A 16,340-nucleotide genomic window follows, 5' to 3' on the forward strand; every position below is an offset into this window, starting at 1 on the left:
ATTGCGGGCCATGCCTGTCGCGGTCACGGCGGCCATGCTGACCATTTCCGCGCTGCCCGCACTCGCCGCCAATTTCACGCCGCCGCAGGGCTGCAAGCTGGAGCTGACGATCCAGAACCGCAGCTGCACCGTGGCGCAGCATTATCGCTGTTCCTCGGACGCGGCGGGCGACCAGTGGGTGACTTATTTCACGCCCGAAGGGCAGACCTACCAGTCGCGCATCGACCGCGAAACGCGCTGGATGGAAAGCACCAACATGCGCGACGGCATCGTCGATGTGTTGGAGGAGGATGCGAAAGACCACGCCTCGTTCAGCACGCTGCTGGAAACCGGCAAGGACGATTTCGATTTCTGGACCCGCTCGAATACCGGGGAACGCCTGCATCACGTGGGTGAGGATCGGCTGACCGGCGAAAAGGTCGAAATCGACGGCGTGCCGCTGGAAGTCACGCAGTTCCAGCTGACGACCTATAGCGAAACCGGCGACGTGCTGATCCGCCGCGAAGGCCAGCAATTCGTCAGCCGCGCGCAGGGCCGCTTTTACGGCGGTGTGGAAACGTCCGAAGACTGGACGGGCGCACGCGAAAGCACGAATGACAGCCCGGTGAAGTTCTCCTTCCCCGGACAACCCGGCTTTGGCGAGACCAAGCCACAATATGATTGCGACCTGCAGATGGTGCACGGCAACGAGTCCGGCATCCTTGGGCAGCTTTTGAAGGAGGCACGCAGCTGATGGACTGGGAACAAGAAGAACAGGCCCGCCGCGACTGGATGGCGGAGCATTCGCTTTACCGTGCCGAGGATGAACATTCGTCCTGCGGCGTCGGTCTGGTGGTGAACCTGGACGGCAAGGCAAGCCGCAAGGTCGTCGAAAGCGGCATCAGCGCGCTGAAGGCGATCTGGCACCGTGGCGCGGTCGATGCCGATGGCAAGACCGGCGACGGCGCGGGCATCCACGTCCAGATCCCCGTCCCCTTCTTTTACGATCAGGTGCGCCGCACGGGTCACGAACCCGACCAGTCGAAGCTGATCGCCGTCGGCCAGTGTTTCCTGCCGCGTACCAATTTCGCCCAGCAGGAAGCCTGCCGGACCATCGTGGAATCCGAAGTTCTGCGCATGGGCCACTATATCTATGGCTGGCGCCACGTTCCGGTGAACACCAGCGTTCTGGGCGAAAAGGCCAACGCCACCCGCCCCGAGATCGAGCAGATCCTGATCCGCTGCGAAAAGGACATCGATCAGGAACAGTTCGAGCGCGAGCTTTACATCATCCGCCGCCGGATCGAGAAAGCCGCAATCGCCGCGCAGATCGCCGGGCTTTACTTCGCCTCGCTGTCCTGCCGCTCGATCATCTACAAGGGCATGATGCTGGCCGAACAGGTCGCGGAATTCTATCCCGACCTGAAGGATGAGCGGTTCGAGTCGGCCTTTGCGATCTATCACCAGCGCTATTCGACCAACACCTTTCCGCAATGGTGGCTGGCCCAGCCCTTCCGCATGTTGGCCCATAACGGCGAAATCAACACGCTCAAGGGCAACACCAACTGGATGAAAAGCCACGAAATCCGCATGGCCAGCCGCTCGTTCGGCGAGATGGCCGAGGATATCAAGCCGATCATCCCGGCGGGCTCGTCGGATTCGGCAGCGCTGGATGCAGTGTTCGAAGTGATGGTGCGTTCGGGCCGCAGCGCGCCGATGACCAAGACGATGCTGGTTCCCGAAGCATGGTCGAAGGCCACGACCGACATGCCCAAGGCATGGGCGGACATGTATGCCTATTGCAACGCCGTGATGGAGCCGTGGGACGGCCCCGCAGCGCTTGCGATGACCGATGGCCGCTGGGTCTGCGGCGGTCTGGACCGTAACGGCCTGCGTCCGCTGCGCTATGTCGTGACGGGCGACAACCTGCTGATCGCCGGTTCCGAAGCCGGCATGGTTCCGGTGAATGAAACGACCGTGCGTGAAAAGGGCGCGCTTGGGCCGGGCCAGATGATCGCTGTGGACATGGAAACCGGCAAGCTGTTCCATGACCGCCAGATCAAGGATTATCTCGCCTCCAGCCAGCCTTTCGGCGAATGGATCGAAAAGGTCGTGCAGCTGTCCGAAGTGATGAAGGACCTGCCCGAGGAATGCATCTTCGAAGGGGACGAACTGCGTCGCCGCCAGATCGCCGCGGGCTATTCCATCGAAGAAATCGAAGCCATGCTTGCGCCGATGGCCGAGGATGGGAAAGAGGCTCTGGCCTCGATGGGGGACGACACGCCGCCTGCGGTTCTGTCGGGCCAATATCGGCCGATGTCGCATTTCTTCCGCCAGAACTTTTCGCAGGTCACGAACCCGCCCATCGACAGCCTGCGCGAAACCCGCGTCATGTCGCTTAAGACGCGGTTCGGCAACCTTAAGAACGTGCTGGACGAATCCAGTGCCCAGACGGAAATTCTGGTGCTGGAAAGCCCCTTCATCGCCAATGCCGAATTCGGCGAGATGATGAAGATGTTCGGCGAAACCGTGACGCAGATCGACTGCACATTTGCAGACGGCGCCGGCCCCGAGGCCATGGGCGAAGCCTTGGCCCGCATCCGCGCCGAGGCCGAGGATGCCGTGCGTTCCGGCGCCGGTCATCTGGTGCTGTCGGATGAAAACATCAGCCCCGAGCGTATCGGCCTGCCGATGATCCTGGCGACCAGCGCGGTGCATAGCTGGCTGACGCGCAAGGGTCTGCGGACCTTCTGTTCGGTCAACGTGCGTTCGGCGGAATGCATCGACCCGCATTACTTTGCGGTGCTGATCGGTTGTGGCGCGACCACGGTGAACCCGTATCTGGCCCAGGATACCATTGCGGACCGCATCGAACGCGGCCTGCTGGGCGGCATCCTGATCGACAACATGCGCAACTATCGCGATGCGATTGATGCGGGCCTGCTGAAGATCATGGCCAAGATGGGCATCTCGGTCGTGTCGTCCTATCGCGGTGGTCTGAACTTCGAGGCGGTAGGCCTGTCGCGTGCCATGGTCGCGGAATATTTCCCCGGCATGCAGTCGCGGATCTCAGGCATGGGTCTGCACGGTCTGCAAGCCAAGCTTGAGGATATTCACGCCAAGGGTTTCCACAGCGGCGCGGTCGAACTGATGCCGGTCGGCGGTTTCTACAAGGCGCGTCGCTCGGGCGAAAAGCACGCCTGGGAAGCCAACACGATGAAGCTGTTGCAGATGGCCTGCGACCGCGCGTCCTATGACATCTGGAAGCAGTTCACCGCGACCATGCGGGCGAACCCGCCGATCCACCTGCGCGATCTGCTGGACATCAAGCCGCTGGGCAAGCCGGTCCCGATCGAGGAAGTGGAATCCATCACCTCGATCCGCAAGCGCTTCGTGACGCCGGGCATGTCGCTGGGGGCGCTGTCCCCCGAGGCGCATATGACGCTGAACATCGCCATGAACCGCATCGGCGCGAAATCCGACAGCGGCGAAGGCGGCGAGGATCCGGCCCACAGCCACCCGCTGCCCAACGGCGACAACCCCTGCGCCAAGATCAAGCAGGTCGCCTCGGGTCGTTTCGGCGTCACCGCCGAATACCTGAACGCCTGCGAAGAGCTTGAGATCAAGGTCGCCCAAGGCGCGAAACCCGGCGAAGGCGGGCAATTGCCCGGCATGAAGGTCACCGATCTGATCGCGCGCCTGCGCCACTCGACCAAGGGCGTCACGCTGATCAGCCCGCCGCCGCACCACGACATCTATTCGATCGAGGATCTGGCGCAGCTGATCTATGACCTGAAGCAGATCAACCCGCGCGCCAAGATCACCGTGAAGCTGGTGGCATCCTCGGGCGTGGGCACGATCGCGGCAGGTGTGGCAAAGGCCAAGGCCGACGTGATCCTGATCTCGGGCCACAATGGCGGCACGGGCGCATCGCCCGCGACCTCGATCAAGTTCGCGGGTCTGCCGTGGGAAATGGGCCTGACCGAGGCGCATCAGGTGCTGGCGATGAACCGGCTGCGCGACCGGGTGACGCTGCGCACCGATGGCGGTCTGCGCACGGGCCGCGACATCGTGATGGCCGCGATGATGGGTGCCGAGGAATATGGCATCGGCACCGCCGCCCTGATCGCGATGGGCTGCATCATGGTGCGTCAGTGCCAGTCGAACACCTGCCCCGTGGGTGTCTGCACGCAGGATGAAAAACTGCGCGCGATGTTCACCGGATCGGCCGACAAGGTGGTGAACCTGATCACCTTCTATGCGACCGAGGTGCGCGAGATCCTGGCCGCCATCGGCGCGCGTTCGCTGGATGAGGTGATCGGTCGTGCCGATCTGCTGACGCAGGTCAGCCGTGGCGACAAGTCGCTGGACGATCTGGACCTGAACCCGCTGCTGATCACCGTCGATGGCTCGGACAAGATCGTCTATGATCGCTCAAAGCCGCGCAATGCGGTGCCGGACACGCTGGATGCGGAAATCATCCGCGATGCCAGCCGCTTCTTCAGCGATGGCGAAAAGATGCAGCTGTCCTATGCGGTGCGCAACACACTGCGGACCGTGGGCACGCGCACATCGTCGATGATCGTGCAGACCTTCGGGATGCGCAACAAGCTGCAACCCGATCACCTGACGGTGCGTCTGACGGGCTCGGCAGGTCAGTCGCTGGGCGCATTCGCCGCGCCGGGCCTGAAGATCGAGGTGTCGGGCGATGCCAACGACTATGTCGGCAAGGGGCTGTCGGGCGGCACGATCACCGTGCGTCCGCCGATGGCCAGCCCGCTGACCGCCGCCGACAATACCATCATCGGCAACACCGTGCTTTACGGCGCGACCGATGGCTTCCTGTTCGCGGCTGGCCGCGCGGGTGAGCGTTTCGCGGTCCGCAACTCGGGCGCGACGGTGGTGATCGAAGGCTGCGGCAGCAACGGTTGCGAATACATGACCGGCGGTGTCGCCGTGATCCTTGGCCGCATCGGCGCGAACTTCGGTGCCGGGATGACCGGGGGCATGGCCTATCTTTACGATCCCGAAGGCATTGCCCGCGACTATATCAACCCGGAAACGCTGATCCTGTGCCCCGTGACACAGGCGCATTGGGAAGACCAGCTGCATACGCTGGTCACCCGCCACGCCAAGGAAACCGGCTCGCTTCGTGCGGCGGAAATCCTGCAGAACTGGGCCGAGGAAAAGGCCAACTTCCTGCAGGTCTGCCCCAAGGAGATGCTGCCGCATCTGAAGCATCCGATCGCGGATGTGGACGATCTGGCAGCTGTGCCGGCGGAATAAGGAAAAGGGGCCGAAAGGCCCCTTTTCATTCGGCAAATGGCTTGGCGCGGCGACGGCTAAAGCGGTTTGCTGCGGTCGAACAGCTTGATCCGATCGATCCGATCGACAAAGACACCCATCCACGTGCCCTTTCCCGAAACCACGATCCTGTTCCCCGGACGCAGTTGCGCGCGTATCGCATCGGGCACCCGACACAACATCCCGGCGGGATGAATTTCGACGGGTTGCCCGCATCTGCTTTTGTCCCGAGGCAAGGATTTGACCGTCAGCACCAGAGCGGTCGGCTGACCTGTCAGCACCGCTGCAACATAGGGTGGCTTGTGCACAGCCATCCCACCCGCCATCGCACTGATGGGAAGAAACGTGGCGACGTAAAACGCGCGGCTTCGCCCCCGGCGCGCGCTTTGGGCGGGATCAGCCAGCCGAAAAGACCACCGCACAGACCGAACACGACCGGGGCTAGAAGCGTCAGGTGCATGGTGCGGGCGAACCACTCGGGCGAGTTCACGAACCTGCCGAAAACCGGGAAAAACGCCAAGATATACAGCGGGAACAACACGATGCTTAACGCGGCGCAGATGCCGCCGCCTTCTATCCTGCGCATCTGTATTCGGTCTCCAGCCGATACGCCTTTTTCGGCCCTGCCACGTCATGCGTGATCCGCAACCGGCCCGGCGCGATCAGGTAAGTCGTGGCATAGTCATCGGCAACGCACAGGTGATGCCCGGCCCCGGTCCATTCATCGCCATGTCTGTCCAGCGCCACCTGATGAAACAGCCGCCCATCCTGAAACTGCACCGTCAGCAGGTTGTCCCGGATGATATAGATATAATCGCGAAAAAAGGTCGAGCTGCCGCCGTTCTGAAAAGTGATCCGCCCCTGCTCGTGATAATGCAACGCGCCGCCCGGCATGGGGGAAAAGCGGGCCGTTCCGTCGAAGCGTTCGCCGCTGGAAGCGTGGCGGCCGAAACGCCACTCGCCGGTCAGCAGGTCGTGCAGTTCCATGGCGTCTCCACTGGGTGTCTTGCCACGCTTCGCCCAAACGGCGGTCTGGCGCAACCCATTGGCCCAGCCGCCCGACCGGGCTAGAACGCCCCAAAGGATTCGCGAAGGAGCCAGCAATGCCTTTGTCCCGGACCGAACAGATCGCCATCGGCAGCATTGCCGTCGGGCTTGTGGTGTTGGGGCTGAAAGCATTGGCATGGTGGCTGACCGGATCGGTCGCGCTGATGTCGGATGCGCTGGAAAGCACGGTGAACGTGGCGACCGCCGTGGCCGCGCTGATCGCCATTCGTGTCGCGGCGCGCCCCGCCGACAAGGACCATCCCTATGGCCATCACAAGGCCGAATTCTTCAGCGCCGTGCTGGAGGGGGTGATGATCATCGTCGCCGCCCTGCTGATCATGCGCGAAGCATGGCACGGCTTTCAGAACCCCCGCGTGCTGGATGCGCCGTTGGGCGGGCTGGCAATCAACATCGTCGCAAGCGTCCTGAACGGCATCTGGTGCTGGGTGCTGATCACACGCGGACGGCTGCTGAAATCGCCCGCATTGGTGGCGGACGGGCATCACCTGCTGTCGGATGTCATCACCTCGGTCGGCGTGGTCGTGGGCGTTGCTGCGGCCGTGCTGACCGGCTGGGCGGTGCTGGACCCGGCGCTGGCGGCGATCGTTGCGGTGAACATCCTGTGGTCGGGGTGGAAAGTCATGGCAAGTTCGCTTTCCGGCCTGATGGATGAGGCGGTGGACGAACACGCGCTGCGCGACATCCGCACCATCATTTCCGACAATGCCGAAGGCGCGCTTGAGGCGCATGATCTGCGCACCCGCCATGCCGGGCCGAAGACCTTTATCGACTTTCATCTGGTCGTCGATGGCCGCATCAGCGTCAAAGAGGCGCATGACATCTGCGACCGGATCGAGGCAGCGCTGAAAAGGAAACTGCCCGATGCGCTGATCTCGATCCATGTCGAGCCGGAACACAAGGCCAAGCATTCCGGGGTTCCGGTCATGGGAACCGCCTGAAACGGCATAATTTCTTCACACAACTCTGATCTGGCTGTCAGAATGGCTTGCTACCGCCGTGCGCGAAATCATGCACCCGGAGAGCTTTCGATGCGCCTGACCCTTGCCCTGCTGGCCACCTGCGCCGCCCTGCCCGCCCATGCCGAAGATGCGTTCCCGGCAACGCTGGCAGGCCATGCCTATCTGCCCGCATTCACGCTTGTGACCCCTCCGGGCGATGCACCGCGCGATGCGTGGCTGTCGGGCAAGTTCACCGGCAAGACCCGCAACGAAGCCGCGATGAGCGCGCCTGCCGATACCGGCAAGACATATGGCGCGCATCCGACCGGGCTGTCGCTGCCCTTTATCGGCCAGCCCGTCCAGGGCATGTCGGGCTTTGCTATGAACCGCGCCGATGACGGCAGCATCTATACGCTGACCGATAACGGTTTCGGAACCAAGGCGAACAGCCCCGATGCGATGCTGTTTTTCCACCGCATGGCCCCCGATTTCGAAACCGGCAAGGTGGAACGCCTTGAAACGATCTTCCTGCGCGACCCCGACCACAAGGTGCCCTTCCGCATCGCCTATGAAGGGACCGAGGCGCGCTATCTGACCGGCGCGGATTTCGACCCGGAAAGCATCCAGTTCCTGAACGGCGAAATCTGGATCGGCGATGAATTCGGCCCCTATGTCATCCGCGCGACGCTGGATGGGCGCGTCATCTCGGTCCATCAGACGATGCTGGACGGCGTGGCGCTGAACGGTCCCGACACCCCCGGCACCGTGGTTCCGGCGGCAGCGGGCAAGGATTTCCGCGTCCAGCGTTCGGGCGGTTACGAAGGCATGGCGCTGCAACCGACAACCGATCTGCTTTGGGCGATGCTGGAAAAGCCGCTGCTGGCCGCGGATGGCACGCCCGAAGGCGATTTCCTGCGCGTCATCACCTTCGACACCAAGGCGGGCGACTGGACCGGCGAAAGCTATCGTTTCAAGCTGGCCCCCGGCGCGGTGGCGATCGGTGATTTCAACTTCATCGACGACACCCGCGCGCTGGTGATCGAACGCGATGCGGGCGAAGGCGATGCCGCCAAGGCGTGCGCCGAAGGTGCGGATGCCGCGACCTGCTTCCCGATGCCCGCCAAGGTCAAGAACATCGTGCTGGTCGATACCGCCCAGCGGGACGCCGACGGCTATATCCGCCGGATCGGCCATATCGACCTGATGAACATCGCCGATCCCGACGGCAAAGCGCTGGACGGCATGAAGCCCGCCGAAGGCCCCTTCACCTTCCCGTTCCAGACCATCGAAGACGTGATGCGCGTCGATGACACGCATATCCTTGTCGCCAATGACAACAACCTGCCTTTCTCGGGCGGGCGCGAAATCGGACAGGCAGCGCATAACGAATTCATCCTGCTATCGGTCCCCGAGCTGCTGGCAGCCCGTTGATCTTGCAAGATTGTCGTGAAGGCGGCGTCCGAGTGGACGCCGCGGTTCACGCCCACGTTACAAAGCCCGACTAAAGCGATCAGACTTCCAGCCCCCCATAATACCGAAGGACAGTAAATGACCCATCCCTTCCGCTCGCTCGCGCTGGGCGCGTCGGTGCTGAGCATCGCCTCGGCGGCCATGGCTCAGGAAAACGTCATCCAGTCGCAGGATTCCTATTACACCGCGGCACAGGCTGAACTGGCGAAGAAAATCGCCGACCAGCCGAATGTCGGCCGCGCCAAGAACGTCGTGCTGTTCGTTGTCGATGGCCTGTCGATCCCGACCATCACCGCATCGCGCATCCACGAAGGCCAGCTGCGCGGCGTCGATGGCGAATCGAACAGCCTGTCGTTCGAAAAGCTGCTGCCCTATGTCGCGCTGTCCAAGACCTATACCCATGACGCGCAGGTCGCCGACTCGGCTCCGACCGCGACGGCCATGGTTTCGGGCGTGAAATCGGTGAACGGCACCATCGGCGTGACGCAAGCGGTCCAGCCGGACGTCTGCTCCAGCCAAAAGGGCGCCGAAGTCACCACGATCTTTGAACTGGCCGAAGAAGCGGGTCTGGCGACCGGCATCGTTTCGACCGCCCGCATCACCCACGCGACCCCCGCTGCGACCTATGCCAAGGTTGCGGGCCGCGATTGGGAAGGCAATGCCGACCTGACCGAAGAAGCCGTGCAGAACGGCTGCAAGGACATCGCGGCGCAGCTGATCGACTGGCCCGCCGGCGACGGCTTCGAGGTTGTCATGGGCGGCGGTCGTCAGAACTTTATGACCACCGACCAGAAAGACCCGGAAGACGAAACCAAGACCGGCTCGCGCACCGATGGCCGCGATCTGGTTGCGGAATGGACCGCCAAGCACAATGACGGCGCGTATATCTGGAACCGCGAAGGCTTTGACGGCCTGAACCTGGACAACACCAACCGCATCTTCGCGCTCTTCAACCGCAGCCACATGCAGTATGAAGTCGATCGTGAAAAGGACGCGGGCGGTGAGCCGTCTGTTGCCGAAATGGCCGTCAAGGCGCTGGACGTGCTGTCCAAGAACGAAGACGGCTATGTCCTGATGGTCGAAGGTGGCCGCGTCGATCACGCCCACCACGCAGGCAATGCCGCACGCGCGCTGACCGACACCATCGCCATCGCGGAAGCCGTGCAGGCAGTCTATGACAAGGTCGATCCGAACGAAACGCTGGTCATCCTGACGGCGGACCACAGCCACGTCTTCTCGATCGCGGGCTATCCCAAGCGCAACAACCCGATCCTTGGCATCGCGGGCACCGCCGATGACAACAAGCCCTATACCACGCTGGGCTACATGAACGGTCCGGGCGCAAAACTGGACGAGCCGCGCGCCGACCTGTCCAGCATCGACACCACCGACGTGGATTTCCTGCAGCAGGCGCTGATCCCGCTAGGCGAAAGCGAAACCCATGCCGGTGACGATGTTGCGATCTTCGCGCAAGGCCCGTGGGCACATCTGTTCCACGGTGTGGTAGAACAGAACCTGATCTTCCACGTCATCGCCCACGCGACCGACCTGCCGACCCGCGCCGCTCTGGCGCAGAAGTAATCGGCACGCCTGACGCATAAGGGCCGCCGGGGCATGTCCCCGGCGGCTTCACCTTTCAAGGAGAGCAAGATGAAACGCCGCGATTTCCTGGCCTCGGGCCTTGCCCTGCCGCTGCTGAGCGTGCCCGCACTTGCCGCCCCCGCCCAGCTTAAATTCCGCAATCTGTATTCGCGCGGCCGCGACCTGACGGCTGAAGCCGCAGCGCTGAACGGCAAAGCGGTCGAAATGATCGGCTACATGGCCCCGCCGCTCAAGCCCGAGATCGACTTTTTCGTGCTGACCAAGCTGCCGATGTCCGTCTGCCCGTTTTGCGAAAACGAGGCGCAATGGCCCGATGACATTGTGCTGGCGTTGACCGATGGCCCCGTCGATCCGGTGCGCTACACCGACCTGATCCGCGCCACCGGCACGTTCGAAACCGGGTTCGAAACCGACCCGGAAACCGGCTTTGTCAGCTTCGTCCGTCTGCGCGACACGCGATACGAGAAACTTTGATGAGCGCACATCTGACGCTTTCGGACCTCCGGCACGATCTGGGGGGAGAGGCGCTGTTTTCGCTGCCTGCGCTGGATCTGCGCCCCGGACAGCTGACCGTGCTGACCGGCCCGTCCGGTTCGGGCAAGACGACGCTTCTGCACCTGCTGGCGGGGTTGATGACCCCCACTGCGGGGCGCGTGGACTGGGACGGGATCGATCTGGCCCGTCTGCCCGAAGTGGCGCGCGACCGCTGGCGGCGCAAGCGCGCCGGATTGGTGTTTCAGGATTTCCACCTGATCCCCGAACTCTCACCCTTGGAAAACGTGCTGGTGCCTGCATGGCTGGGCGCGTTTTCCGCGTCGCGTAAACGCGGAAGGGCGCAGGAGTTGCTGGCGCGTTTCGGTGTGCCCGAACGTGCCCGCGTGGCAGTGCTGTCGCGCGGCGAACAGCAGCGCGTGGCGCTGGCCCGCGCCCTGCTGATGGAGCCCGCCGTCATCTTCGCCGATGAACCGACCGCCAGCCTGGACAGCGCCTCGGGTGCTGCCGTGGCCCAGACGCTGCTGGCCATGGCCCGCACCGAGGGGCGCAGCGTCATCGCCGCCAGTCACGACCCCGCGCTTATCGCTCTGGCCGATCGCAGGCTGCGGCTTGAACGCGGCAAACCCGTCGAGGTCGCATGAACCCGCTTCCCATCGTCCGCGCCAGTCTGGCGCGCAACCCGCTGACCGTCATCCTGTTCACGCTGCTGATCGCGCTGGCCGTGGCGCTTGGCATCGCGATCAGCGTGCAGGAACGCGCGCTACGTCAGGGCTCGGCCCGCGCGGCGGATCGGTTCGATCTGATCGTGGCCGCGCCCGGCAGCCAGACCGACCTGCTGTTTTCGACCGTATTCCTGCGGCCCACGGCGGTCGAATTGCTGCCCGGCCAGATCGTGCATCAGATCCTGAACGACAAGGATGCCCGCTTCGTCGCCCCGATCGCCTTTGGCGACAGCCATCGCGACTCCGCTGTAGTCGGCACGACGGCCGATTTCGTTACCTATCTCAGCAACGGTCTGGCCGAGGGGCAGCCCTTCACCTCGATCAATCAGGCGGTCGTGGGGTCGCTGGTCGATGCCCGCGTCGGCGATACGCTGGAAATCAGCCATGGCCATGCCGATGACCTGACCGATGGCAGCGGCGATGCCGACAGCTACGATGCCGGGGATCACCACGACCACGACCACACCGAGGGCGAGGCGCATGACCACCATGACCACGCGCATGAGGATGTCACCGTCACCGGCCGCATGAAGCCCACGGGAACGCCATGGGACCACGCTGTGGTGGTTCCGGTCGAATATATCTGGAACGCCCATGTCATGGGCACGGGCCACGCGCCGGGCGATACGCATATCGGTCCGCCATGGCAGGCCGACCAGATGCCCGGACTGCCCGCGCTGGTCGTCAAGCCCGACACCATCGCCGCCGCCTATGGGCTGCGTTCCCGGTATCGCACGGCGCAATCCACCGCCTTTTTCCCGGCCGAGACGCTGGTGGAGCTTTACAGCGTCATGGGCGGGGCCACGCGGGTCATGTCATGGCTGACGCTGGCCGCGCAGGTGCTGGTCGTCACTGCGATCCTTGGCGGGATGCTGGCGGTGCTGGACCTGCAACGGCAACGCTTTGCGGTCCTGCGTGCGCTTGGCGCATCGGCGGCCTATGTCTTTGCCAGCGTCTGGATCTATGTCGGCACGATGATCCTTGCGGGGGCTGTGCTTGGCCTGCCGCTGGGCTGGGCCGCATCGGCCATCGCCACCTCGGTTATCTCGAACGCGACGGGGGTGCAGATGACGGCGACGCTGGGCTGGACCGAATTGCGTATGGCCGCGACGCTGCTGGCGCTTGGCTTTGCGCTGGCACTGGTCCCGGCCTTCCGGCTTTACCGCGCCTCGGTCGTGGCGGGGCTGCGCTGACGAAAAAGGGCCGCCCGCGTGATGCCGGGCGGCCCGTTCATTTTGCCGTGCGCACCGACCTAGAATGCCTTGAAGGTCATGGTGGTCAGCGTGCGGCGGATGTCGGGAATGTCGAACAGCGACTCGGACAGGAACTTGCCCACGTCCTGATCGTCGGGGACATAGATTTTCGCCATCAGGTCGTATTCGCCCGAGGTCGAATAAAGCTCGCTGACGATTTCGCGGTCATAGATCGCTTCGGCAACCTCATAGGTCTTGCCGGGGGTGCAGCGGAACTGGACGAAAACCGGGCGCATGGCGGATCTCCTTTTGGCGCGAACCTAGACCGTGGCTGGCGCTGCGGTCCAGTCCCCCCGCGCAAATCCGCGCCAGAACCGTCGCATCAGCAGAACGGCGGCGAATGACAGGCCGGCCACCAGCCCCAGCCACAGACCCGCAGGTCCGACGCCCAGCATGAATGCCAGACCATAGGCGACCGGGATGCCGACCACCCAATAGCTGACGGCGGCAATGACCATGGGCACGCGCGTATCCTGCACGCCGCGCAGGAAACCCAGTGCGATCACCTGCATCGCATCGGTCAGCTGGAATATCCCGGCATAGAACAGCAGTCCCGATGCCATCGTGATGATCGCAGGCGTCTCGGGGTGGCTGACGTCAAGATACAGCGACACAAGCTGGCGCGGGAACAGTTCGAACGCGGCGATGCAGGCCAGCGCAAGCACGACCGACACGGCGATGACGGTCACGGCGGCATCGCGCATCCCCTGCGCATCGCCGCGCCCCTTGGCCTGCCCGATCCGCACGGTGGCGGCATTGGAAATGCCCAGATGGAGCATGAACGTGATCGAGGCCAGTTGCAGTGCAATCCCATGCGCCGCCAGTTGCTGCGTCCCGATCCAGCCCATCATCACGTTCGAGCCGACAAACAGCCCGCCTTCGGCCACCATGGTCAGCCCGATGGGCAGGCCAAGGGCAAAGACCTTGCGCATCTCGGACCAGTCGGGTTTCCAGAACCGCTGGAACAGGTGGTAATGACGCGCGGCGGGCAGCCAATGCGCATAGGCCAGCATGACGGCCAGCTGCAGGAACTGCACGATGATCGCGGCAATGGCCGCCCCGCGCACGCCCATTTCCGGCATGCCCAGATTGCCGAAGATCAGCACCCAGTTCAGAAAGATCACCAAGGGCAGGCCCGCAAGCGTGATCCACAGCACGACCTGCGGCCGCTCCATCGCGGCAAGATAGCTGTTCAGCGTCAGCTGGCACAGCATGGCCACCAGCCCGAAACCGGCGATACGCAGGTATTCCTGTGCCAGTTCCGCCACCACGGGCGCCTGCCCGATCGCCAGCAGAATCGGTCCCGCGTGCCACATCAGCGGCAGCGATATGACCGAGGAGATCAGCGACAGCCACAGCGCCATCCGGGCCGAGCGTCGGACCTCGACCTCATCCCCGCGGGCGATGGCGGCGGCGATGACGCCCATCACGCCGATGCCGAAACCCATGCCCAGAAAATACAGGATGTGGAAAAACGACATGGCGATGACCAGCGCCGCCAGCTCGTTGACGCCATACCAGCCCAGCATCACCGTATCCGCGACCCCGATGGCCATACGCGACAGGTGACTGCCGACAAGCGGCAACCCAAGCGCCAGCGTGGCGCGCAGATGCGGGGCGTAACGTGCGGAGATCATCCCCTTGCCTTAACCTTGGGCAAAGATTTGGGCAAGATGCCGGATTTCAGGGCCGTATCTCAACCTCGGTTCCGACGCGGGCAAGGGCGTAGATTTCCTCGATCTCATCATCCGATACGGCGATGCAGCCTTCGGTCCAGTCGCCCTTGACGCGGTATCCTGCGGGGATCTGGTTGGGCTGACCGTGGATCATGATGTCGCCGCCCGGATCATAGCCGCCCCTGCGCGCCGCATCGCGGTGCTGGCGCTGGGGATAATCAATGCCAAGCGACAGGTGGAACCGGCTTTGCGGATTCAGGCGGTCGATGCGGAAAATCCCTTCGGGGGTGCGGCCGTCGCCCTGTTTCGACTTGTCGCCGCTGGGCGAAAACCCCAGGGCGATGTCAAAGGTCTTGGCCGGGCCCGTCTGCTGGAACACCGTCATGCGCCGCGCCCCCTTTTCGATCAGGATCCGCTGGATGGGCGTGGTCAGCGCGATCGGCCCCGCCTGCGGGCGATAACCGTCATCGACGGGCGGTGGCTGCAATCCCGGCAGCGGCACCGGCCCCGGCGTCAGCATCAGCCAACCGCCAAAGGTCAGGAACAACAGTGCCAGAACCGAAAACAGACCGCCCAGCCGTTTCATCGACCATGCCCCTTATTGCAAATCGCCAAAGGCACGCTGCATCCGCGCCACCGCGTCTTCGACCCGCGCGCGCGGCGTGGCAAGGTTGAAGCGCATGAAACCGTCGCCGCCCAGACCAAAGCTGGGGCCGTAATTCGCGGCGATCCCCGCGTCCTCGGCGACGCGGCGCTGGATTTCGGCCTGCGTCATTCCCGTGCCAGAAAAATCGACCCAGGCCAGATAGGTCGCCTGCAACCGCATCGAGGCCAGCCCCGGTATCGCGTTGATCCCCGCATCGAACACGCGGCGGTTGCCGTCCAGATAGGCGACAAGCTGATCGACCCATGCCGCGCCATCAGGCGAATAGGCGGCGGCGACCATGTTCAGCCCGAACAGCCCCGGCGAAATCCCCAACGCGCCGATGCGCTGCGCCAGCGCCCGGCGCAGTTCCGGGTCCGACACGATCATGTTGCCGATATGCGCACCCGCGATGTTGAAGGTCTTTGTCGCGGCGGTCAGCGTCACCAGACGGTTGGTGATCTCGGGCGCGGCCTTGGCGGTGATGACGTGGCGCGGGCTGCCGGGCAGGACCAGATCATGGTGAATTTCGTCCGAAATCAGGATCAGGTCATGGGCGGCGCAGAATTCCGCGACCTGACGCAGTTCGGCCTCGGACCAGACGCGGCCACCGGGGTTGTGGGGCGAACACAGGATCAGCATCTTTTCGCGCCCGGTCATCAGCGCGGCCCAGCCTTCCCAGTCCATGCGGTATTCGCCGTCCTGCTGCGGCATGGGGAATTCGGTCACGTCGCGCCCCGCCGCGCGGATGACGCGGGCAAATGCGTGATAGACGGGCGTCATCAGGATCACCGCATCGTCGGGGCGGGTAAAGGCATCGACACACAGCGCCGTGCCGTTGACCAGCCCATGCGCCGTCATGATCCAGTCCGGCTGCACCTGCCAGTCGTGGCGGGTCTGCATCCACCAGCGAATCGCATCCAGATAGGCGCTATGGGTGCCCGGATAGCCATAGACGCCGTGGCGGGCCATGTCCTCGACGGATTTCTGCACCGCTGCCGGGGGCCGGAAATCCATGTCCGCAACCCACATCGAGATGCCCTCATGCGGATCGACACCATAGATTTTCTGCATATCGTCCCATTTCGAACAGGACGTTCCCAGCCGGTCGATGATTTCGTCAAAGTTGGCAGCAGTCATGGCGTTCTCCTGAATTGCGACACCAGAATAACGGCTTGTTGCGCCGCTCC

General features: G+C 63.7%; 14 protein-coding genes. 8 read left to right on the plus strand and 6 right to left on the minus strand.

Going from position 1 to position 16,340, the window contains the following annotated elements; all coding sequences use genetic code 11:
- Positions 1-10 precede the first annotated feature (10 nt).
- Both FN835_RS01750 and gltB read left to right on the plus strand, forming a co-directional pair.
- On the plus strand, positions 11-733 hold the full coding sequence (locus FN835_RS01750; RefSeq protein ID WP_246098631.1) for a hypothetical protein: 723 nt from the start codon (positions 11-13) through the stop codon (positions 731-733).
- A complete protein-coding gene (gltB, locus tag FN835_RS01755; RefSeq protein ID WP_142661457.1) occupies positions 733-5,265 on the plus strand; it encodes a glutamate synthase large subunit in 4,533 nt (1,510 codons plus the stop codon). Before FN835_RS01750 ends, gltB begins: the two co-directional genes overlap by 1 nt.
- A gap of 56 nt (positions 5,266-5,321) precedes the next feature.
- Here gltB and FN835_RS01760 read toward each other — a convergent pair whose 3' ends face one another.
- A complete protein-coding gene (locus FN835_RS01760; protein WP_142661458.1) occupies positions 5,322-5,597 on the minus strand; it encodes a hypothetical protein in 276 nt (91 codons plus the stop codon).
- Between the two features lie 259 nt (positions 5,598-5,856).
- Entirely contained in the window at positions 5,857-6,270 is a 414-nt protein-coding gene (locus tag FN835_RS01765; RefSeq protein ID WP_142661459.1) for a DUF6314 family protein, read from the minus strand.
- Positions 6,271-6,386: 116 nt separating this feature from the next.
- Here FN835_RS01765 and FN835_RS01770 point away from each other — a divergent pair, with 116 nt between their 5' ends.
- From FN835_RS01770 to FN835_RS01795, 6 genes are all read left to right on the plus strand, one after another.
- On the plus strand, positions 6,387-7,289 hold the full coding sequence (locus FN835_RS01770) for a cation diffusion facilitator family transporter (RefSeq protein ID WP_185958545.1): 903 nt from the start codon (positions 6,387-6,389) through the stop codon (positions 7,287-7,289).
- Between the two features lie 90 nt (positions 7,290-7,379).
- Positions 7,380-8,720, plus strand: coding sequence for an esterase-like activity of phytase family protein (locus tag FN835_RS01775; RefSeq protein ID WP_142661460.1), 1,341 nt, complete (start codon positions 7,380-7,382; stop codon positions 8,718-8,720).
- 117 nt (positions 8,721-8,837) lie between these two features.
- Entirely contained in the window at positions 8,838-10,340 is a 1,503-nt protein-coding gene (locus FN835_RS01780) for an alkaline phosphatase (RefSeq protein WP_142661461.1), read from the plus strand.
- 69 nt (positions 10,341-10,409) lie between these two features.
- Positions 10,410-10,835, plus strand: a complete 426-nt coding sequence (locus FN835_RS01785; RefSeq protein ID WP_142661462.1) for a hypothetical protein — start codon at positions 10,410-10,412, stop codon at positions 10,833-10,835.
- Entirely contained in the window at positions 10,835-11,497 is a 663-nt protein-coding gene (locus FN835_RS01790; RefSeq protein WP_142661463.1) for an ABC transporter ATP-binding protein, read from the plus strand. Before FN835_RS01785 ends, FN835_RS01790 begins: the two co-directional genes overlap by 1 nt.
- The gene (locus FN835_RS01795) at positions 11,494-12,771 is read left to right on the plus strand and encodes an FtsX-like permease family protein (RefSeq protein ID WP_142661464.1); all 1,278 of its coding nucleotides are present in this window, start codon (positions 11,494-11,496) and stop codon (positions 12,769-12,771) included. Before FN835_RS01790 ends, FN835_RS01795 begins: the two co-directional genes overlap by 4 nt.
- A gap of 59 nt (positions 12,772-12,830) precedes the next feature.
- On the opposite strand, the gene FN835_RS01800 is transcribed toward FN835_RS01795, so the two are convergent.
- From FN835_RS01800 to FN835_RS01815, 4 genes are read right to left on the minus strand one after another with little or no spacing between them, the layout of a single operon-like run.
- Complete coding sequence (locus FN835_RS01800) at positions 12,831-13,067, minus strand: Lrp/AsnC ligand binding domain-containing protein (RefSeq protein ID WP_142661465.1); 237 nt, start codon at positions 13,065-13,067, stop codon at positions 12,831-12,833.
- 24 nt (positions 13,068-13,091) lie between these two features.
- On the minus strand, positions 13,092-14,468 hold the full coding sequence (locus FN835_RS01805; protein ID WP_142661466.1) for an MATE family efflux transporter: 1,377 nt from the start codon (positions 14,466-14,468) through the stop codon (positions 13,092-13,094).
- A gap of 46 nt (positions 14,469-14,514) precedes the next feature.
- Positions 14,515-15,093, minus strand: coding sequence for a L,D-transpeptidase family protein (locus FN835_RS01810; protein ID WP_142661467.1), 579 nt, complete (start codon positions 15,091-15,093; stop codon positions 14,515-14,517).
- Between the two features lie 12 nt (positions 15,094-15,105).
- Positions 15,106-16,290 (minus strand): MalY/PatB family protein, encoded by a 1,185-nt coding sequence (locus FN835_RS01815; RefSeq protein WP_142661468.1) that lies wholly within the window; start codon positions 16,288-16,290, stop codon positions 15,106-15,108.
- Positions 16,291-16,340: the final 50 nt, after the last annotated feature.

Origin of the sequence: Paracoccus laeviglucosivorans (genome assembly GCF_900182695.1) — a bacterium.
In the GTDB taxonomy this organism is placed as follows: domain Bacteria; phylum Pseudomonadota; class Alphaproteobacteria; order Rhodobacterales; family Rhodobacteraceae; genus Paracoccus; species Paracoccus laeviglucosivorans.

What these genes read in the sequence shown, in the direction of transcription:
- FN835_RS01780 (WP_142661461.1), top strand. Translation starts at nt 8,838, where the DNA reads ATGACCCATCCCTTCCGCTCGCTCGCGCTGGGCGCGTCGGTGCTGAGC.
- FN835_RS01760 (WP_142661458.1), bottom strand. Translation starts at nt 5,597, where the DNA reads ATGGCTGTGCACAAGCCACCCTATGTTGCAGCGGTGCTGACAGGTCAG.
- FN835_RS01815 (WP_142661468.1), bottom strand. Translation starts at nt 16,290, where the DNA reads ATGACTGCTGCCAACTTTGACGAAATCATCGACCGGCTGGGAACGTCC.
- FN835_RS01790 (WP_142661463.1), top strand. Translation starts at nt 10,835, where the DNA reads ATGAGCGCACATCTGACGCTTTCGGACCTCCGGCACGATCTGGGGGGA.
- FN835_RS01770 (WP_185958545.1), top strand. Translation starts at nt 6,387, where the DNA reads ATGCCTTTGTCCCGGACCGAACAGATCGCCATCGGCAGCATTGCCGTC.
- FN835_RS01810 (WP_142661467.1), bottom strand. Translation starts at nt 15,093, where the DNA reads ATGAAACGGCTGGGCGGTCTGTTTTCGGTTCTGGCACTGTTGTTCCTG.
- FN835_RS01785 (WP_142661462.1), top strand. Translation starts at nt 10,410, where the DNA reads ATGAAACGCCGCGATTTCCTGGCCTCGGGCCTTGCCCTGCCGCTGCTG.
- FN835_RS01775 (WP_142661460.1), top strand. Translation starts at nt 7,380, where the DNA reads ATGCGCCTGACCCTTGCCCTGCTGGCCACCTGCGCCGCCCTGCCCGCC.
- FN835_RS01805 (WP_142661466.1), bottom strand. Translation starts at nt 14,468, where the DNA reads ATGATCTCCGCACGTTACGCCCCGCATCTGCGCGCCACGCTGGCGCTT.
- FN835_RS01800 (WP_142661465.1), bottom strand. Translation starts at nt 13,067, where the DNA reads ATGCGCCCGGTTTTCGTCCAGTTCCGCTGCACCCCCGGCAAGACCTAT.
- FN835_RS01765 (WP_142661459.1), bottom strand. Translation starts at nt 6,270, where the DNA reads ATGGAACTGCACGACCTGCTGACCGGCGAGTGGCGTTTCGGCCGCCAC.
- FN835_RS01750 (WP_246098631.1), top strand. Translation starts at nt 11, where the DNA reads ATGCCTGTCGCGGTCACGGCGGCCATGCTGACCATTTCCGCGCTGCCC.
- FN835_RS01795 (WP_142661464.1), top strand. Translation starts at nt 11,494, where the DNA reads ATGAACCCGCTTCCCATCGTCCGCGCCAGTCTGGCGCGCAACCCGCTG.
- gltB (WP_142661457.1), top strand. Translation starts at nt 733, where the DNA reads ATGGACTGGGAACAAGAAGAACAGGCCCGCCGCGACTGGATGGCGGAG.